General features: G+C 71.5%; 15 protein-coding genes. 7 read left to right on the plus strand and 8 right to left on the minus strand.

Going from position 1 to position 18,632, the window contains the following annotated elements; all coding sequences use genetic code 11:
• The 3 genes from ACFC1K_RS02755 to ACFC1K_RS02765 all read right to left on the minus strand — a co-directional run bounded on the left by ACFC1K_RS02755 (position 1) and on the right by ACFC1K_RS02765 (position 3,921).
• Positions 1-1,779, minus strand: a complete 1,779-nt coding sequence (locus ACFC1K_RS02755; RefSeq protein WP_375870333.1) for a SulP family inorganic anion transporter — start codon at positions 1,777-1,779, stop codon at positions 1-3.
• A 53-nt stretch (positions 1,780-1,832) separates the two neighbouring features.
• A complete protein-coding gene (locus ACFC1K_RS02760; protein WP_375871144.1) occupies positions 1,833-2,978 on the minus strand; it encodes a hypothetical protein in 1,146 nt (381 codons plus the stop codon).
• A gap of 109 nt (positions 2,979-3,087) precedes the next feature.
• Positions 3,088-3,921 carry an NAD(P)/FAD-dependent oxidoreductase gene (locus ACFC1K_RS02765; RefSeq protein WP_375870334.1) on the minus strand — a complete coding sequence of 278 codons (834 nt, stop codon included), beginning with the start codon at positions 3,919-3,921 and terminating at the stop codon, positions 3,088-3,090.
• A gap of 53 nt (positions 3,922-3,974) precedes the next feature.
• On the opposite strand from ACFC1K_RS02765, the gene ACFC1K_RS02770 reads away from it, so the two are divergent.
• Together ACFC1K_RS02770 and ACFC1K_RS02775 are read left to right on the plus strand one after the other, a co-directional pair.
• On the plus strand, positions 3,975-4,457 hold the full coding sequence (locus ACFC1K_RS02770) for a MerR family transcriptional regulator (protein ID WP_375870335.1): 483 nt from the start codon (positions 3,975-3,977) through the stop codon (positions 4,455-4,457).
• Between the two features lie 9 nt (positions 4,458-4,466).
• Positions 4,467-5,831: an ATP-dependent RecD-like DNA helicase gene (locus ACFC1K_RS02775; protein ID WP_375870336.1), complete on the plus strand. Its 1,365-nt coding sequence runs from the start codon at positions 4,467-4,469 to the stop codon at positions 5,829-5,831.
• A 178-nt stretch (positions 5,832-6,009) separates the two neighbouring features.
• On the opposite strand, the gene ACFC1K_RS02780 is transcribed toward ACFC1K_RS02775, so the two are convergent.
• Positions 6,010-6,681 (minus strand): biliverdin-producing heme oxygenase, encoded by a 672-nt coding sequence (locus ACFC1K_RS02780; RefSeq protein WP_310286686.1) that lies wholly within the window; start codon positions 6,679-6,681, stop codon positions 6,010-6,012.
• Positions 6,682-6,723: 42 nt separating this feature from the next.
• Positions 6,724-7,053, minus strand: a complete 330-nt coding sequence (locus ACFC1K_RS02785) for a DUF2470 domain-containing protein (protein ID WP_375870337.1) — start codon at positions 7,051-7,053, stop codon at positions 6,724-6,726.
• A 131-nt stretch (positions 7,054-7,184) separates the two neighbouring features.
• Here ACFC1K_RS02785 and ACFC1K_RS02790 point away from each other — a divergent pair, with 131 nt between their 5' ends.
• From ACFC1K_RS02790 to ACFC1K_RS02800, 3 genes are all read left to right on the plus strand, one after another.
• Complete coding sequence (locus ACFC1K_RS02790) at positions 7,185-8,402, plus strand: serine hydrolase domain-containing protein (RefSeq protein ID WP_375870338.1); 1,218 nt, start codon at positions 7,185-7,187, stop codon at positions 8,400-8,402.
• Between the two features lie 29 nt (positions 8,403-8,431).
• A complete protein-coding gene (locus ACFC1K_RS02795; RefSeq protein ID WP_375871145.1) occupies positions 8,432-9,313 on the plus strand; it encodes a DMT family transporter in 882 nt (293 codons plus the stop codon).
• Between the two features lie 128 nt (positions 9,314-9,441).
• On the plus strand, positions 9,442-10,428 hold the full coding sequence (locus ACFC1K_RS02800; RefSeq protein WP_375870339.1) for a Gfo/Idh/MocA family protein: 987 nt from the start codon (positions 9,442-9,444) through the stop codon (positions 10,426-10,428).
• Between the two features lie 15 nt (positions 10,429-10,443).
• Here the strand turns inward: ACFC1K_RS02800 and ACFC1K_RS02805 are convergent, their stop codons facing one another.
• The 3 genes from ACFC1K_RS02805 to ACFC1K_RS02815 are packed head-to-tail and all read right to left on the minus strand — an operon-like array spanning position 10,444 to position 15,025.
• Positions 10,444-11,907, minus strand: coding sequence for a glutamate--cysteine ligase (locus ACFC1K_RS02805; RefSeq protein WP_375870340.1), 1,464 nt, complete (start codon positions 11,905-11,907; stop codon positions 10,444-10,446).
• A 35-nt stretch (positions 11,908-11,942) separates the two neighbouring features.
• Positions 11,943-13,049, minus strand: a complete 1,107-nt coding sequence (locus ACFC1K_RS02810) for a substrate-binding domain-containing protein (RefSeq protein ID WP_375870341.1) — start codon at positions 13,047-13,049, stop codon at positions 11,943-11,945.
• Complete coding sequence (locus tag ACFC1K_RS02815) at positions 13,046-15,025, minus strand: heparinase II/III family protein (protein ID WP_375870342.1); 1,980 nt, start codon at positions 15,023-15,025, stop codon at positions 13,046-13,048. The genes ACFC1K_RS02810 and ACFC1K_RS02815 overlap by 4 nt, the downstream gene beginning before the upstream one ends.
• Before the next feature lie 198 nt (positions 15,026-15,223).
• Between ACFC1K_RS02815 and ACFC1K_RS02820 the strand changes: the two genes are divergently transcribed.
• Positions 15,224-17,215: a DUF2264 domain-containing protein gene (locus tag ACFC1K_RS02820; protein WP_375870343.1), complete on the plus strand. Its 1,992-nt coding sequence runs from the start codon at positions 15,224-15,226 to the stop codon at positions 17,213-17,215.
• A 49-nt stretch (positions 17,216-17,264) separates the two neighbouring features.
• Positions 17,265-18,572: an ABC transporter substrate-binding protein gene (locus ACFC1K_RS02825; protein ID WP_375870344.1), complete on the plus strand. Its 1,308-nt coding sequence runs from the start codon at positions 17,265-17,267 to the stop codon at positions 18,570-18,572.
• Positions 18,573-18,632 lie beyond the last annotated feature (60 nt).

The following is an 18,632-nucleotide window of genomic DNA, read 5'->3' on the forward strand; positions in this document are numbered from 1 at the left end:
CTACGCCTTCGGGTCGCCGGGGGTGTCGTCGCCCGGGGCGCGACGAGGGCTTTCGGGCGCAGCATCCCATTTCGTCCCGCCGATGTCGCCGCGCAGGGTGCCTGTGACCTCGTCGACGGCGGCCCCGACGGTCGGGGCGAAGCGGTCGGGAGCGAAGCGGTCGGTGAGGCCGTAGCGGGCGAGCGTGTCGACGACCGGCGACTTCATCTCGGCGATGATGAGACGGATGCCGCGTGCCTGGAGATACTCGTCGAGCTCGACGAGCTCGTCGGCCGCGGTGGTGTCGATGTCGGTGATGGGCTCGGCGGCGAGGATCACGGTGCGGACATCCGGTCCCGCGGACCGCACCCTCGAGCGCACCCAGTCGTCGAAGATGGCGCCGTTCGCGAAGAACAGCGGCGCGTCGAACCGCACGATGACGATTCCCGGAACGCGGGCGCCCTCGGGATTGCGCGCGAGGTCGTGGTAGCCGCGGAGGCCCGCGACGCGGCCGAGCTCGGCCTTGTACGGGCGCCACGAGCGGTTGACGAAGGCGATGAACGACAGCCCGATCGTGATGACGATGCCCTCGAGCACGCCGAAGACGAGCACTCCGAGGAACGCGGCCGCCGAGAGCACGGCATCGACGATGTTGATGCGGACGAGCCGCACGACTCCGCGCGCGTCGATGAGTCCGATGGCGGCACTCATGACGACGGCGGCGAGCGTCGCTGACGGGAGGAGTTCGGTGAGTCCCGGCAGCGCGAGGATGAACACGATGAGCAGCACGGCGCCGACCACGCCGGTGAGCTGCGTGCGCGCCCCGGCCTGTTCGGCGACCGGCGTGCGCGACGACGAGCCCGAGACCGGGAAGCCGCCGAGCGCGCCGCCCGCGACGTTCGCGATGCCGAGACCGGCCATCTCCTGGCTGCCGTCGACGCTGTCGCCGCGGCGGGCCGCGAACGTGCGCGAGAGCACCGCGGTATCGGTGAACGCGATGAGCGCGATGCCGGCGGCGGGGAGCGCCAGGGACGCGACATCCGTCCACTCCAGCCCGCCGAGGGCGGGCGCGGGGAGGCCCTGCGGCAGTGCGCCGACCACGGGGAGCCGGTCCGAGAGGCCGAGGACCCCGGTGAGCACCATCGACACCACCACGACGACGAGGACGCCCGGCACAGGGAAGCGCACCGCCTTGAGTGTGAAGATCACGATGACCGAGCCGACGCCGAACGCGGCGGCGACGGGATCGATGCTGCCGCCCACGATGCCCTCGCCCGTGGCGACCGCTCCCCGCCACAGCGAGGGCGCCTCGACCGAGAACCCCAGCAGCTTGGGAAGCTGCGACACGATGACGATGACCGCGATCGCGTTCAGGTAGCCGACGCGGATCGGCTTGGAGAGCAGGTCGGTCACGAATCCGAGGCGCACGAGACCGCCGATGACGAGCAGCGCGCCGACCATGATCGCCAGCAGGCCCGCGAGAGCGACGGCGCGCGACTGGTCGCCGAGGGCGAGCGGGAGGATCGCGGCGGCGATGATCGGGGCGAGGGACGAGTCCGGGCCGAGCACGAGCACCCGCGACGGGCCGAACACCGCGTACGCCAGCAGCGGCACGATCGTCGCGTACAGGCCGGTCACGGGAGGAAGCCCCGCGACCTCGGCGTAGCCCATTCCCGCGGGGATCAGCAGTGCAGTGACGACGATGCCCGCCCGCACGTCGGGCCAGAGCCACGCGCGCTGGTAGCCGCGCACGGTCGCGACGGCGGGAATCCACCGCGCGATGCCTTCCTGCGACCTCATCATCGACCCCGGCACCCATCCTGGCGGAAACGGCCGCCGCACGGCATGGTGCGTCAGGCCGTGTCGGGGCCGGTCACCACGATCGTCGCGGTGCCATCGGGGCGCACGGTGATGGTGCCCTTGACGATGAACGGGACGTCCTCGCTGACGTCGCGCACGCGGCCGTCGAAGAGCGAGCGGATGCCGACGTCGATGTGCGCGACGGCCTCGGCCGCGAGGATCGACCAGCCCGCGCCGTCCGGCTCGACGGCGACCGTCGGCTGCGTGACGATCGACCACTTCGGGGCCGACGTGATGCGGTCCTCGACGAAGAAGCCGAACGGGCACGCGGTCGGCTGCAGCACCTCCTGCGTCGCGCACGAGGTCAGGAATTCCTCGACCTTCTCCTGCACGACGCTGAGGAACTTCTCGGTGGGCTGGGCGGCCACGTTGACCGGAATCGCGCGGAACGGGCTGTCCGAGAGCACCGCAACGCCCGGGGTGCTCGAGATCGCGGTGTCGACCGACACCGAATACAGGCCGGGTGAGAAGACGAGGAGCGAGACCGGGGCGGCGGGGTCGGCGTCGGCCCCGTCGGGCGAGACCTGGCGCTTGTCGAGCTCGAAGCCGTTCACGTCGAAGACCATCGAGCCGGTGACGGCGAGGTTCATGACCGCGAGCGGGCTCTTCGCGAACCGCCACGTCGGCGCGAGGCCGATCGAGCCGTCCTGCTCGACCGAGAACGTCGTGCGGCCGTCGTGGCCGCGTGCCGTGTACTCGACGGTGACGTGAGTGACGTCGCCGTCGTGCTCCTCGGACACGACGTGCGCATCGCGGATCGGGGCGAGCGCGGAACTGCGCAGCAGCGCCTCGGACGCCGTGGGCGGAAGTCCGGCCGCCTCGAGCTCCGCGGAGGTCACGGCGACCCCGGGCACTGCGAGGGCATCGGCCGCGCGCCCCTCGGCGAGGAGCTGGACGTAGCGCTCGACGAACGCCTTCGGGCTGTAGAACTCGCGCTGCATCACTTGCCAGGCCGCGAACGCGGCGCCGACGAGCACCACCCCGACGACGCCGAGCAGGGTCAGATCGAGCGCGAGGCGGCGGCGCGTCCGCCGCTTGGCGGGAGGCTGGATCACGTCCTGCTCAGGGCTCGCCGCGGCGGTGCCGGGGGTCGCCGGACCGGCCGGAGGCGCACCCGCGCGACCGGACGACGTGTCCATCACCCCCTGATCCACGCGCCCAGTCTAGGAAAGCGTGGCCGGGAGGCCCCTGTGGAAACGCAAAGTTGGGACTCGAAGTCCACTCGGCTCCTTGCCGCACCCGCGCCGGTCAGGGCATGATCGCGTCGCGCACCGCGCTCGCGCCGGCGAGCTGGCCGGAGGCGATCGCGGCGGCCAACGACACCATGGGACCCGGGACGGCCGCCAGGTGCGCCATGTCGCCGCCCGCGTACACGCCGGGCACCGTGGTGCGCCCCATCGCATCGATCTCCACACCGCCGCTCGGGAGGCTGCCGCAGCCGAGCTGGTCGGCGAACGGAGCGCGCTGCGTCGCCGTCGCGGCGGTGAAGACGCCGGCGACGTTCTCGACCGAGCCGTCGGCGAGCGAGAGCTCGAGCCCGCCGTCGACCTCGGTCACGAGCGCGACGTCGGCGGGGCGGACGATGAAGGCGGAGGCGACGACGGGACGCAGCATCCGTTCGATCATCCCGGCGTGCTCGCCGTCGATGAGGATGCCGACGCGCCGGCCGGCGAATTCGTGGCCGTGGCAGAACGGGCACTGTGCGACGAGGCGGCCCCACTGCTCGGCGAGGCCGGGAACCGGCGGCAGCTCGTCGCGCATGCCCGTCGCCAGCACGAGGCGCGCGGCGCGCTCGGTGCCGTCGGCGGTGCCCACGTCGAAGGCGCCGAGAGATCCCGACACGGCGGTGACGGCCGCCGTGCGCACCTCGACGGTGCCGTACGCGGCGAGTTCCTCGCGCGCGATGCGGCGCAGCTCGGCAGGGCTCCGGCCGTCGTTGGTGAGGAGGTTGTGGGCGTGCTCGACCGTCGCGTTGCGGTACTCGCCGGAGTCGAGCAGGAGCACGGTGCGGTGCATGCGGCCGATGGTGAGCGCGGCCTGGAGGCCGGCCGGGCCGCCGCCGATCACGATGACGTCGTACATGGGGATCCTCTCGTCGGGTTGCGTCTGCCTCGATCCTGTGACTTCATGTCGACATGAAGTCAAGTCTGCCGATCGGAGACGCGGCCGCCAGGTTCTCGCTGCCCACGAACGTGCTGCGGCACTGGGAAGAGGTGGGGCTGCTGCGGCCCGACCGCGACGGTGGCGGGCGCCGCCGCTACGGCGACGACGACCTGGTGCGCATCGGCGTGATCGTCCGCAGCAAGAACGCCGGCATGAGCCTCGAGCAGATCGGCGTGCTGCTGGACGAGCAGGCGCCGGAGCGGCATCGCGTGCTCGAAGAGCACCTCGCCGACCTCGAGCGCCGCATGGCCGACATGGAGCGCTCGCGGCGCATGACGGAGCATGCGCTGCGCTGCCGCTCCCACGACATCACGACCTGTCCGCGGTTCCGGGCGATCATGGACGAGGTCGTGGCGGGCACCGGGCGCTGGAGGGAGGCCGAGGAGCCTGTGGAGAGCGGGCGGGTGTCCACGGATCGCGGCGTGCAGGGCCGGGAGCCGGCATCCGCTCGTTAACATGAGTCGGTGAACACTCCGCCTCTGTCTGCCGAGCAGGAGGCGCTGTTCCGGCTCATCGAAGACACCCGCGAGCACGTGTTCGTGACCGGGCGCGCGGGCACCGGCAAATCGACGCTGCTGCAGCACCTCGCGTGGAACACGAACAAGCAGATCGCGGTGTGCGCGCCGACGGGCGTCGCCGCGCTCAATGTCGAGGGTCAGACGATCCACTCGCTCTTCAAGCTGCCGCTCGGCATCATCGGCTCGCACGACGAGGACCAGTCCGACGCGACCCGCAAGCTGCTGAACGCGATCGACACGCTCGTCATCGACGAGATCTCGATGGTCAACGCCGACCTCATGGACGCGATCGACCGTTCGCTGCGCAAGGCGCGGGGGCGGCGCGGCGAGCCGTTCGGCGGCACGCAGATCGTCATGTTCGGCGACCCGTACCAGCTCGCCCCGGTGCCGCCCCGCGGCGACGAGCTCCGGTACGTGCAGGACCACTACCGGTCGTTCTGGTTCTTCGACGCCAAGGTGTGGGTGGGCGAGGCCGCGACCGACGGCATCCTCGATGTCGGGTCGTACGGCGCCGACCTCAACATCCGAGAGCTCGTCGACATCCACCGGCAGTCCGACCCGGCGTTCAAGGCGATGCTCAACGCCGTGCGCTACGGCCGCGTGACGGCCGACATCGCCGAGGTGCTCAACACCACCGGGGCACGCACTCCCCCGGACCCGCTCGACGGCGAGCACCCGATCATCACGCTCGCGACGCGCAACGACATCGTCAACAACATCAACCGCCGCCACCTCACCGAGCTCGTGGGCCGGGAGCAGACGGCGATGGCGGAGGTCAACGGCGACTTCGGACGAGGGGATGCCGCGTACCCGGCGGATCTCGAGCTCAAGCTGAAGGTCGGTGCCCAGGTGATGTTCCTGCGCAACGACACCGCCGCCTTCGGCGAGCCGCCCCGGTGGGTGAACGGCACGATCGGGACGGTCACGCGCATCGCGGGCGAGACCGTGCGGGTCGACGTCGAGGGCGAGGAGTTCGACGTCGAGCCGTCGGTCTGGGAGAAGTACCGCTACTCGTACAACCCGGGGTCCAAGACCCTCACCCGTGACATCGTGGCCGAGTTCACCCAGTTCCCGCTGCGGCTGGCGTGGGCGGTCACGATCCACAAGTCGCAGGGCAAGACCTACGACCGCGCGATCATCGACCTCGGCTCGGGTGCCTTCGCGCCCGGGCAGACGTACGTCGCGCTGTCGCGGCTGACCTCGCTCGAGGGGCTGTACCTCTCGCGCCCGCTGCGCCCGCGCGACATCCAGGTCGACCCCGACGTGCGGCGGTTCATGGCGTCCGCGGTGCGCGGCACTCCCGTGGCCTGAGGCTTCGGCCCGGCTCGCAGCATCCGTCCCGCCACCGTCCGGCGAGAGTACAGCTGGTCGCCGAGAGGGTGGTTGCTTCCCTACCTCTCGTCCACCAGCTGTACTCTCGCGGAGTTCGGAGGGGGCCGGAGAGGCCGGCGGGGCGGGAGGGGCCGGCGGGGCGGGAGGGGCCGGCGGGTCAGGCGACGTGCGAGGACTGGGCGGACTCAGCGGCCTTCGCGGCGGCGAGGTCCTCGAAGAGCTCGGTGTTGAAGCGGTAGGCGAGCAGCACCTCGTCGATCACGCGCTCCTGCTCCGCGGCATCCCACGGGGCGGCGTCGAGCTGCTCGCGGTAGACGTCCTTGAAGGCCTTCGGGTCGGCGATGTCGTCGAACAGGTAGAAGCCGATGCCGTTCGTCTCGAACCCGAAGCGGCGCGCCATCAGGCGCCCGATGAACTGGCCGCCCGAGAGGTCGCCGAGATAGCGCGTGTAGTGGTGGGCGACGAAGCCGCCCGCCCATGTCGCGCCGACCTCGTTGATGCGGTCGACGTACCGGCTCGTGGTCGGCAGCGGCTCGATGCGATCGCGCCAGTCGGGACCGACGAGGAACTCGAGGTCGGCCTCGAGCGCGGGAAGCCGCGTGAGCTTGTCGGAGATGAACACGGCCGCGACCGGGTCGTTGCGCATCTGGCCGGCGGTGCGCTCGAGCGCCTCGTAGATGAACCAGTGCTGCACGACGAGGGCGACGTAGTCCTCGCGCGTGCCCTCCCCCTTCATGAGGTCGGCCATGAAGCCGGAGTGCTCGCTCGACGAGTGCGAGCTGCTGGAGCGCTCGCGCAGGGCGGTGGAGAACGGGATCGGGTCGCTCATACCTTCATGCTAACTGAAGATAAGGCGAACCTAACCATCAATTTACTCTGCGTGCGGGCGGGGCTCGATTCCGAGGCGGCGGCACGCCTCGTCATAGAGCGCGACGATCTCGCGTCGCACCTCGCGGCGCTCCGTGATCGGGCCGCCCGGCCATGCCACGGCGATCTGGGCCGTCGACCCGTCGGCGAGTCTGGCCTCCCAGACGCCCCGATCCCCGTCGAACTCCGTCATCGTCGCGGCGCTGATCTCGGGGTCCGCGACTCCCGCGTCCGCGGCGAACGCCCGCGAGATAAGGAGGTTGTCGCCGGCGTGATCGCCGTTCATGTGGCCGAGCACGCCGCTGAGGGCGGCGTCGTCGAAGTGATGGGTCATGCCATCACCCTACGGATCGCCGTTCAACGCAAGCGACTCTGGTGTGTTTGAATTCATTGCACGATCATCGGGGGGTGAGAATGCGGACCCGCTCCACACATCGACGCGCCATCGCGGTCGTCGCAGGTGCCATGACATCCGCTCTGCTCCTCGCCGGGTGCTCATTCGGCGGCGACATCCAGCCCGACGTTCCTCCTCAGACGACCGCGGCCTTCGCCGACGAGACCGTGCAGCAGCTGACGGATGCCGTCACCCACGCGATGGGCGTCACCGGGTCGTCCGGCGCGATCGTGGGCGTGTGGGCGCCGTGGAGCGGGAGCTGGGTCTCCGGCCTCGGCACGCAGCGTCCGGACGGCGGGGGCGAGGTCACCGACGATCTGGTGTTCCGTGCGGGCAAGGTCACGCGCGCCATGACGTGCGACGTGCTGTTCGAGGCTGCCGCCGCGGGCAAGGTGAAGCTCGATGACAGCATCACCGAGTACGTCTCGGGCGTGCCAGACCTCAAGGACGTGACGCTCATCGAGCTCTGCGACGGGACGTCCGGCATCGGCTCGTATGCCGGCCAGCTGTACTCGTCGTGGCTCTCGAATCCCGACCGGAACTGGGATCCGCGGTATCTCGCGAGCTTCGGCCTCGGCCAGCCGCGCACGGCCGATCCGGGCACGGCCTACCGCGACTCCGACGCCGGGTACGTGCTGCTCGGCCTCGCGCTGGAGCGCGCGACCGAGTCGACGGCCGCCGCCCTCATCCACGACTACGTCGCCGATCCGCTCGGTCTCGATGCCACCGCACTCGGCGAGCTCCCTGCCTCGGGCGCACTCAAGGGCGGACAGTCGGTCAACAACGCCGAGGGCGCGCTCGACTGCGCGCAGCCGCTCGATCTGACCGCGGCCTCGTCGAGCAGCGGCTTCACCGACGCCGGCGTGATCACCGACATCCATGACCTCGGCCGCTACGTGCAGTCGCTGGCGTCCGGTTCGCTCGTCGAGGACGACGACCGGTTCAACGCACCGGTGGCGGTCGCCGCCGATTCCCCGTCGTGGTACGCCGCAGACGGCGGTGCGCTGATCGCCGGCTCGCTCATCGGACAGTACGGCAAGGTGCCCGGGTACATCACCGCGGCATTCGCCGACCCCACGACCGGGCTGACGGTCGCCGTCGTCCTCAACAACTCCGCCGCCGACGCCGCGGTCGGCGTGTACCTCGCGTGGGAGCTGGCGGCGATCGCGTCGAAGACGCCGGCCACGGCGGGCGAGACGGCGCCGGAGGCCGGTCTTCCCTGGACTGCCGAGCAGTACCACGCCGCGATCGACACGCTCGCGGTCTGCACTCCTCCGGCAGCGGAGTGAACTCCGGGGCAGACTCCGGAGGCGCGACGATCTCGGGCGGTGGCCGCTCGGGTACCTCGCCCGCGATCCTGCTGGTCATCGCCGGCCTCGCCTGCCAGGAGGTCGGCGCCTCCATCGCGGTCCTGCTGTTCCCACAGGTCGGGCCGCTCGGCATGGTCATGCTGCGCCTGGTGTTCTCCGCCGTCGTGCTGCTGCTGATCGCCCGGCCCCGCGTGCGCGGTCACTCCCGCGCCGACTGGACGGCGGTGGCGCGCTTCGGACTCGTGCTCGCGCTGATGAACGGCCTGTTCTACCTCGCCCTCGAGCGTCTTCCGCTCGGGGTCACCGTCACCATCGAGGTGCTGGGCCCCCTCGTGCTGTCGATCGTCGCGGCTCGCCGCGCGTCGGCGTGGCTCTGGGCGCTCCTGGCGCTCGCCGGAGTCGTGGCTCTGGGCGGCGGTGGATGGGACCGCCTCGACCCGCTCGGCGTGCTGTTCGCGCTCGGCGCCGCCGGCAGCTGGGCGTTCTACATCCTCTCCTCGGCGCGCGTCGGGCGGGCGTTCCCCCAGCTCGACGGGCTCGCGCTCGCGATGACGATCGGTGCCGTCATCGCCCTGCCGTTCGGGATCGCGGATGCCGGAGCCGCCCTCCTGCGGATCGAGATCGTCGCGCTGGGCGCGGCCGTGGCGGTGCTGTCGTCGACGATCCCGTACGCCCTCGAGCTCATCGCGCTCCGGCGCCTCCCGGCGGCCGTCTTCGCGATCCTGATGAGCCTTGCGCCGGCGACCGCCGCGCTCGCGGGGTTCATATTCCTCGGACAACATATGACGTGGCTCGAGATCCTCGGCATCGCGCTGGTCATCGCCGCGAGCATCGGTGCCATCCGGTCCTCCGCCCGCGCCGCGCGCGAGGCCGCGGAGCCGATCGCGTGACGCGGGGTCGCGGCATCCGTTCCGCTCCGTCAGCACGCGAGACCGGACAGAAGCACCGATCTCGGCGCAGGCGGGGTGCTGTCGTGCGGTCTCGCCCAGAGACGGGTGCGGCTCGGTAGCATCGGGGCGTGACTCAGGCGCAGACGAGATGGGCGGTCCTCGGGCCGGGGTGGATCAGCCGGGACTTCGTGGTCGGTCTTCGAGCGTCGGAACACGGGATGCTGCATGCCGTGGGCAGCTCGTCGGTCGAGCGCGCGGCGGCGTTCGCGGCGGAGTACGGGGCCGAGGGATCCGGAACCTACGACGAGATCCTGGCGCGCGACGACGTCGACGCGGTGTACGTCGGGACGGTCCACACGGCCCACGCCGATCTCGCGATCCGGGCGCTCGAAGCGGGCAAGGCCGTGCTGTGCGAGAAGCCCGCGAGTCCGACGCTCACGGAGGTCGAGCGGATCCTGGAGACCGCCGAGCGCACGCAGCGTCCCTTCCTCGAGGCGTTCAAGACACGCTTCGGCCCGTTCGCCGACGCGCTGCGCGAGCTCGCCGCCGGCGGTGAGCTCGGAGCACCCCGGCGATTCGAGGGCGCCTTCGGCTTCGACGCCGGTACGCGCGAGGGACGTCTGTTCGACCCGGCGGTCGGGGGCGGCGCGATCCTCGACGTGGGGTGCTACCCGCTGGCGCTCGCGATCGACCTCGCGGCCGCGGCGGGGCAGCCGATCGCGCCGGAGTACCGGGCGTTCGAGGCCGAGCTGGTGGGTGGCGTCGACGGCACCGCATCCGCCGAGCTCGCATTCGGCGACCTGACGGCCGGGATCGCGACGTCGGTGATCGAGAACCTGTCCGACACCGGCGTGCTGCGGTTCGCCGACGCCGAGGTCGTGCTGCCGAACGTCTGGGGCAGCCGCACCGAGAGCCCGTCGACGCTGATCGTGCGCCGCGGGACTGACGAGCGCGTCGTCGAGCTGCCGGTGGTGCAGCCGATGGCCGCCGAGGCCGACGCGCTGTCGCTGGCGCTGGCCGAGGGGCGGCTCGAGGTGCCCGAGATGCCGTGGGCCCACACGCGCGCCGCGGCTCGCGTGCTCACCGACTGGCGCGCGGCCGCCCTCGCCGGCTGACGCGGTAGGCCTGCGTCATTCCCAGGTGTGCACGGGCTCGTTCGTGTGCATCGCCTCGCGGTACTCGAGCAGGGTGGCGCGCAGCGCGTCGTAGCGGTCCATGTCGGCCCGGCGGTGCATGCGGTCCGTGAACCATCCGGCGCCCGTGACGCCGGTGAGGCACCGGCCCTCGATGATGCCGAGCAGGCGATCTCGGACCGACGTCTCGACGCCCCACGCCTCGAGACCCCGGTGCGCCAGCGGGAGCAGGCGACGCAGCACGAGCTCCGTCGCGGGCACCTGGCCGACGCCCGGCCAGTACTGCTGGGCATCGATGCCGTCGCGGGCCGCGCTGTGGAAGTTCTCCTCGGCGGCGGTGAACGACAGCTGCGACCACAGCGGCCGGTCGTTCTCGGCGATCGCGCGCACGAGTCCGAAGTAGAACGCGGCGTTGGCCATGATGTCGGCGACGGTCGGCCCGGCGGCGAGCAGGCGGTTCTCGACGCGCAGGTGCGGCACGCCGTCCGCGACGTCGTAGATCGGGCGGTTCCACCGGTAGACCGTGCCGTTGTGCAGGCGCAGCTCCGCGAGGGCCGGGATGCCGCCGTCGTCGAGCACGGCCATCGGGTCGTCGTCGTGGACGATCGGCAGCAGCGCCGGGAAGTAGCGGACGTTCTCCTCGAAGAGGTCGAAGACGGAGGTGATCCAGCGTTCGCCGAACCAGACCCGCGGCCGCACACCCTGCACCTTCAGCTCCTCGCTGCGGGTGTCGGTGGCCTGCTCGAACAGCGGGATCCGCGTCTCGCGCCACAGCTCTTTGCCCAGCAGATACGGCGAGTTCGCCGACATCGCGAGCTGCACGCCCGCGATCGCCTGCGAGGCGTTCCAGTACGCGGCGAACGAGTCGGGTGAGGTCTGGACGTGCAGCTGCGTGCTCGTGCACGCTGCCTCCGGGAGGATCGAGTCCGCCGTGGTGGCGAGCCGCTCGGGCCCGTCGATCCTGATCGCGATGTCTTCGCCGCGCGCGTCGAGGATCTGCTCGCTCAGCAGCCGGTACCGCGGATTCGCGCTGATGCTGTCGGGCCGCAGGTGTCCCTCCGCGAGCGTGGGAAGGATGCCGATCATCACGAGGTGCGCGCCGACCGTCGCCGACCGCTCCTCGGCGTGGTTGAGGCTGCGCCGCAGCCCCTCCTCGAAGGTCGTCAGGCCGCCTTCGCGCAGGCGTGCGGGCGGCACGTTGATCTCGATGTTGAACTGTCCGAGCTCGGTCTGGAACGCAGCATCCGCTATCGCTTCCAGCGCCTCGGCGTTGCGCAGCGCGGGGTCTCCCGCGTCGTCGACGAGGTTCAACTCGACTTCCAGGCCCGTCAGCGGGTCGTCGGTGTCGAAGTGCGCTTCGCGCAGCATGCGCGCGAACACGTCGAGGTTGCGCCGGACCTTCTCGCGATGGCGTGTGCGGTCGGCGCGGGTGAACTCCTGTGCCGGGACGTCCTCCCCCATGGCGGAACTCTAGCGAGCCCGGGGTGTTTCCGCGCCTACGCGCCGCGGGGCGGAGCTGTCGAGCCGCGGACGTTCAGCGTGGGGTTCAGCACGACGCGGTGCACGGGGCGCGTGGGATCCTCGATGCGCCGCGCCAGCAGGTCGACGGCCGCGCGACCGACCGAGTTGCGCGGCGGGCTCACCGCGGTGAGCGCGGGCGTGAAGAGCTCGGCCACCTCGTCGTCGTACGCGACGACCGACAGGTCGCCGGGCACCGAGATGCCGCGGTTCAGCGCCAGGTCGACGAAGGCCATCGCCTCGGGGTCCGAGTGCACGAGGATCGCCGTGACCGAGTTGGACAGCGCGGCGTCGAGCGTGGCGTCGACGACGGCCGAGAAGTCGGGACTCGTGCGCGGCGGCAGGCTCGTCTCGAAGTGGTCCGACGGGGTGAGGCCGAGCTCGAGGCAGGCGGCCTGCCAGCCGGCGGCGATCTTGCGCGAGGTGGGCGAGTCCCGGGCGATGATGAGCCCGACGCGGCGGTGGCCGAGCGAGGCGAGGTGCCGGGCCGCGAGCACGGCGCCGAGCGCGTGGTCGGTCGTGACGTTCTCGACGGGGCTGCCGTCCGGCAGCACCACCGCGTCTCGCTCGACCAGCACATTGGGGACACCGCATTCGGCGAGCCACTGCACGACGTCCTGCGCGTGGGGCGTGTCGGTGTTCGGCGCGACGACGAGCCCGCGCACGCCCTCGGTGTGGACGAGCCGCTCGAGCACCGGGCGCTCGTCCTGCAGCTCGTACGACGCGCCGCGCAGCACCACCCGCAGACCGTGGCGCGTCGCCTCGGTCTCGGCGCCGCGCACGACGCTCGGCCAGTAGAAGCTCAGCGACGGCACGAGCATCGCGATCGATCCGGTACGGGTGGAGGTGAGCGGATGCCCCGGCTCGACGTCGTCGAATCCTCCCGCGGGAGGCACCGCGCCGCCGTGGACGCGCACGAGCAGCCCCTCGCGCTCCATCTGGGCGAGGTCGCGGCGCAGCGTCACCGGGGCGACGCCGAGCTCGTCCATGAGCTGCGCGACCCGCACGGCGCCGTCGCGCTCGAGCGTGGCCATCACGTGCGCCCGCCGTTCCGCGGCCAGCAGCGCCGGAGTCTGGTCGGTCATCGGGCGTCCTCCGCGTTCGTCAGGTCCAGTTCTACCGTGACGGCGACCGACTCGGCCGTCGTCACGTCCAGATCGAGCCGGGTGAGTCGCGCGCCCCACACGCTGGACAGCACCGGATCATCGAGCTCGCGCACCACGAGAGACCCCTCCACACCCGCGGGCCACGAGATGCGCACGGGCGTCGCGCCGTCGAGGGGCGTGACCGTGACGGATGCTGCGTCCCTGCGCACGTCGCCGGCCAGCAGCATCCGCACCTGGGTGGGCGCGTCGGTCCGGGGCGCTTCGACAGGCGCAGCGACCGAGGCCGGCCACGCGTCCTCGATCACGACGCGCCGCGTCTCGCGCACGAGGCGCACCGTGCGCCGCCACGGCGCCGCGCCGGCGTACGCACCCGAAATGTCGAGCGACATCGACGCGTCATCCACGGACACCTCGACGTCGGATGCCGCGAACTCGGCGCCGGGGCTCTGCTCGACTCCGCCGATCACGGGCACGTTGTGCCACCCGCTCTGCATCGTCCAGATGTCGTAGCGGCCGGGCCCGAAGGTCTGCAGGGTGTACGTCGGCCGGCCCGCGTCGACGATGACCGGCACGCCGTCCGACGCGACGACGAACGAGCCGACGTCGTTGTGGTTGTGGTGCTCCCCGTTGTGCCCGCCCTTGACGGCGACCGTCAGGCCGCGCGCGGTCCCGCCGTGTTCACGGGCCAGCAGGACTTCCGTCGAGGGCAGCCAGACGTCGCGCGGGAACGGCGACGTCTCGCGTGCCACGCCCACCCAGGCCGGATCCGTGATGCCGCGCAGCAGGCGCCCGAAGCCCTCGTGCTCGGTGGCCGCGGGCGTGCCGGCGATGCGATGCGACGCAGCATGGGCGGCAGCATCCGTGTCTCCTGCGTTCCGCGCCGCACGCTGCAGGGCGTGCCAGGGCTGCGCGGCGGAGACACGCGCCTGTCCATCGGCGAGGTTCAGGTACCAGTCGCCGCCGAGATGCATGCGGTGCGGGAACGCGACGGTCTCGCGCAGCGCCGGGATGCCGGACGCGTCGAGCACTCCCCCGGTCGCGTGGCGCACGATGTCGAGGGCTTCGAGGGCGCGGCACGCGCCGTTCCACCAGTACGCGTAACCCTCGTCGATCGCGCCGTCGGCCGGCAGCACCGAGACGTACCGGTCGATGCCCTCGATGGCCAGAGCGATGATGCGCGCCCGCTCGTCGGCCTCGGACGCATCGTCGAGCAGCCGCAGCGCGGCGGTGATCACGTTGCCGTGGATCCACGGGTTCCAGTTGTGCACGTCGCCGTCGAGCCCGAGCCAGTGCCAGTCGCGGCGATCGGTGAACGGCTGGAACACGCGCACGCGCGCCTCGTGGCGGATGCGCGAACGGATGCCGGGGTACCGGGCCTCGAGCCGTGTGCCGAGGAGCTGGTCGACCCACGTGAGCAGGGCGACCGCCTCGCCCGCGCCGAGGTCGAGGTACGGCGCGGTCACGGTCGGGAGAACGGAGCCGCGCTCGCGGAACGCATCGTCGTGGGCGGGCCAGCACCAGGTGCTCTGCTCGCAGATCAGCCAGACGCCGTCGAGCACCTCGGCCAGCCATGCGGGACCGAGCTCGGGGTCGTCGGCGTGGTGCGCGGCGGCGACCGCCGCGCGGGCGAGGCGGAACTGGCGCTCGAAGACGACGGTCTCCCACCCGACGCGGTCGCCGTCGTCGTGGATGCGCGCCGCGGCGGTGGCGAGCGGGACGCCCCACGGACGGCCGAGGTCTTCGTCGGCGCGCGCGAGCACGTCCGCGATGGCGACGGGGTCGGCGCTGCCGTCGGGCCCCCAGACGGTGCGGTCGGCGGAGGTCGCGACCGGGAGCGCGCGGTCTGCGGGAGCCAGGAGGGAGGCGAGGGCCGCACCGAAAGCACAGTCGGCGCCGGCCTGCCGGTGGTAGACGGCGGCCAGGTCGCCCTCGAACGTCGCGGTCGCGGTCGTCAAGGTTCCTCCTCGTTGATTCACCATGGGTGACGGATCCACTCGCAGTGAGGCTCGCTATGAACCCAAAGCGATCATAAACGATCATAACGAATCTCAAACAACCTTGCAATGAACGAATTGGGTTGCTACAGTCCCAAACGTTCGCTTTCCGCAGGACCCGATTCCGGCGGCGAGAAGAAGGCATCAAGGGAGATCCCAGTGACGGTCCAACAGCCCACCACGTCGGCGCACATCGCGACGGGCTTCGATTGGACACGCGACGAATGGCTCGCCTACGCCGATCGCCTGCTCGACACCGCCCGCACCCACGCTTCGCCGGGTGCCGGCCGCATCCACTTCCCGGGCGCCGAGGGCGGCTACGGTCACGCCGTCGACGGGCTCGAGGGCTTCGCCCGCACGTTCCTCCTCGCCGGCTTCCGCATCGCCGGGGCGCGCGGGCGGGGCACCGAGGATCTCGCCGACTTCTACCGCCGCGGGATCGTGACGGGCGTCGACCCCGAGGCCGAAGACCGCTGGGTGCGTCTCGACGAGCACGCGCAGGCCAAGGTCGAGGCGGCGTCGCTCGCGCTCGTGCTCGACATGACGCGCCCGTGGATCTGGGACCGCCTCGACGCCCTCACCCAGCAGCGGGTCATCGACTACCTCGCGCCCGTCGTGGGCGATGCGACGTACCCCAAGACGAACTGGCTGTGGTTCCGCGTCGTCGTGCAGACCTTCCTCCGCTCGGTCGGCGGGCCCTGGTCGCAGGGCGACATCGCCGACGACCTCGCGCTGCACGACGTCCTCGTGCGCGAGGACGGCTGGATCTCGGACGGCTTCGAGCGCTCGTACGACCACTACGTCGGCTGGGCCCTCCACACCTACCCCGTGCTGTGGTCGCGCATGCAGGGCGCTGAAGAGCTCGCCGCCGGCCGCACGCCCGGCGACATCGCGCGCCTCGACCGCTTCCTGCAGGACGCCGTCACCCTCATCGGCGCCGACGGCTCGCCGCTCGTGCAGGGCCGCAGCCTCATCTACCGCTTCGCCGCCGCCGCCCCGTTCTGGGTCGGCGCGATCGCCGAGGTGCCGTCCGTGCCGCTCGGGCAGCTGCGCCGTGCGGCGAACGCCGTCGTCGCGCACTTCGACGAGGCCGGCGTTCCGACGCAGGACGGCGTGCTCACCATGGGCTGGCATCACGAGTGGCGCGAGCTCGCCCAGTCGTACTCGGGCCCGGGTTCGCCGTACTGGGCCGTGAAGGGCCTCCTCGGCATCGCCCTCCCGGCGGACCACCCGGTGTGGGCCGCCGAAAGCGAGCCGCTGCCGATCGAGGCGGGCGACGAGCTGCGCACGGTGCGCCCTGCGGGCTGGGTGATCTCGGGCACGCAGGCCGACGGCATCGTGCGCATCGTCAACCACGGCACCGACCACGCCGCCGAGGGCAGCCTCGTCGGCGACTCGCCGCTGTACGCCCGTATCGGGTACTCGACCGCTTCGTCTCCGCTCGCCAGCCGGCGGGCGTTCGAGGAGCCCCTCGAGCAGTCCGTCGCCCTGGTGGACGCCGCCGGCCGCGCGACCCACCGCGCCGCGATGGACCTCATCGACGTGCGCGTCCAGGACGACGAGGGCGGCCGCGTCGGCATCGCCGCCTCCGTCTCGCGCGCCCACTGGATCGACCTGCGCCCTTCGGCCCAGCGCCACGGCTCCGGCATCGACGGCGACATCGAGATCGCCGGTCTCGTCGAGGTGCACTCGCTCGTGCGCGGCCCGTGGGAGGCGCGCCTCGTCCGCGTCGCCGCGCTCGAATCCGGCGTCGACGCCGCGTCGCTCCGCCTCCGCGTGGGGGGCTGGGCTCTGGCGGCCGCCTCGCTCGACGACGCGACCACGAATGCTGCCGCCTCGGCGTTCGCGAAGGGGCTGAGCAGCAGCATCCGTCCCCTTCTCGGTGACGGTGAGACGAGCGTCGAGACGCGCGAGGACGCCAGCCCGCTGGGGCCCGTCGCCGGTGTGCCGCTCGTGTCGTTCCCGGTCGAGCCCGGCACGTGGAGCGCGACGCTCCTGGAGCTGACCACCGCAGACCTCGCATCGCCCGCCGATGCCGCACAGGTCGTCCTCGACGAGGACGGCGACCAGACCACCGCCACGGTCATCTGGCCGGACGGAACGGCGACCACGAGTCGCCTCGCACACCCCGGATCCCCCGCGAACCGGTAACCCTATGGGCCCGAGGACGGGTCCGCAATCACAAAGGAGTACCCCCAGAATGAAGCGCTCATACGCTGCCGCGGCCGGCATCGCCGTGGTCGCAACGCTCGCTCTCGCCGGCTGCAGTGGCGGCGGCGACGACGCGGCTGCGCCCGAGGAGTCGTCGGGTCCGGTCACGCTGTCCCTCTCGGGCTGGAGCCTCGACACGACGCCGGAGTTCCAGGCGCTCGCCGACGCGTTCCACGAGGAGAACCCCGACATCACGGTCGAGCTCAAGGGCTACGACGCGGCGGAGTACAACACGCTGCTCACCGCCGACCTCGCTGCGGGCTCCGGCCCCGACATCATCACGCAGAAGGAGGTCAAGTTCGTCCCGACGTTCGTCGAGGGCAGCCAGCTCCTCGACGTGTCGGATGTCGAGCTGCCCGACGGCATCAGCGGCGCCAAGTCGTACGAGGTCGACGGCACGGCGTACGCGGTGCCCTACCGCAACGACTCGTGGGTCCTGTACTACAACAAGGCCCTCTTCGACCAGGCCGGCGTCGAGTACCCTGACGGCTCGTGGACGTGGGACGACTACAGCGACGCCGCGGCAGCGCTGACCGAAGGCATCGCCGCTGCGGGCGGTTCCGCCAAGGGTGCGTACCTGCACAACTGGCAGTCGACCGTCCAGGGCTTCGCGAACGCGCAGTCCGACGGCGACATCCTCAAGGGCGAGTACGACTACATGGAGCCGTTCTACGACAACGTGCTCGCACTGCAGTCGGCCGGCGACCAGGTGGACTTCAACACCGCCAAGGCGAACCAGCTCACCTACCAGGGCGAGTTCGGCAAGCAGAACGCCGCGATGCTCCAGATGGGCACGTGGTTCGTCGCGACGCTGATCGCGCAGCAGGCCTCGGGCGACGCCGATGACTTCGAGTGGGGCATCGCGCCGATCCCGCAGGTCTCGTCGAAGACGGCGGGTCTGGACAACACCCCCGTGACCTTCGGTGACCCGACCGGCTTCGGCATCAACGCCGGCATCGACGAGTCGAAGGTGGCCGCGGCCAAGAAGTTCCTCGCCTTCGCCGCCGGTGAAGAGGGCGCCCAGGTGCTCGCGAACATCGGCATCACCCCGGCGCTGCTGACCGACTCGGTCGTCGAGACCTACTTCTCGGTCGATGGCGCTCCCACCGACGACCTGTCGAAATTCGCGTACTCGACGCACGAGGTGCACCCGGAGAACCCGACGTCGAGCAAGACGGCGGCGATCCAGGGCATCCTCGGCGACATGCACACGGCGATCATGTCGGGCTCCAAGAGCGTCTCGGACGCCATCAAGGAGGCCCAGGACCGCGTGGCCAACGAGGTCGGCACCGACTGATCCCTCCGGGCCCTCCGGGGCCCGACCCGGTGGCCGGTCCGCACCCTGCGGCGGATCGGC

This window comes from Microbacterium sp. NPDC056057, assembly GCF_042266945.1.
Lineage (GTDB): Bacteria > Actinomycetota > Actinomycetes > Actinomycetales > Microbacteriaceae > Microbacterium > Microbacterium trichothecenolyticum_C.

What these genes read in the sequence shown, in the direction of transcription:
- ACFC1K_RS02755 (WP_375870333.1), bottom strand. Translation starts at nt 1,779, where the DNA reads ATGAGGTCGCAGGAAGGCATCGCGCGGTGGATTCCCGCCGTCGCGACC.
- ACFC1K_RS02760 (WP_375871144.1), bottom strand. Translation starts at nt 2,978, where the DNA reads ATGGACACGTCGTCCGGTCGCGCGGGTGCGCCTCCGGCCGGTCCGGCG.
- ACFC1K_RS02765 (WP_375870334.1), bottom strand. Translation starts at nt 3,921, where the DNA reads ATGTACGACGTCATCGTGATCGGCGGCGGCCCGGCCGGCCTCCAGGCC.
- ACFC1K_RS02770 (WP_375870335.1), top strand. Translation starts at nt 3,975, where the DNA reads ATGAAGTCAAGTCTGCCGATCGGAGACGCGGCCGCCAGGTTCTCGCTG.
- ACFC1K_RS02780 (WP_310286686.1), bottom strand. Translation starts at nt 6,681, where the DNA reads ATGAGCGACCCGATCCCGTTCTCCACCGCCCTGCGCGAGCGCTCCAGC.
- ACFC1K_RS02785 (WP_375870337.1), bottom strand. Translation starts at nt 7,053, where the DNA reads ATGACCCATCACTTCGACGACGCCGCCCTCAGCGGCGTGCTCGGCCAC.
- ACFC1K_RS02790 (WP_375870338.1), top strand. Translation starts at nt 7,185, where the DNA reads ATGACATCCGCTCTGCTCCTCGCCGGGTGCTCATTCGGCGGCGACATC.
- ACFC1K_RS02805 (WP_375870340.1), bottom strand. Translation starts at nt 11,907, where the DNA reads ATGGGGGAGGACGTCCCGGCACAGGAGTTCACCCGCGCCGACCGCACA.
- ACFC1K_RS02810 (WP_375870341.1), bottom strand. Translation starts at nt 13,049, where the DNA reads ATGACCGACCAGACTCCGGCGCTGCTGGCCGCGGAACGGCGGGCGCAC.
- ACFC1K_RS02825 (WP_375870344.1), top strand. Translation starts at nt 17,265, where the DNA reads ATGAAGCGCTCATACGCTGCCGCGGCCGGCATCGCCGTGGTCGCAACG.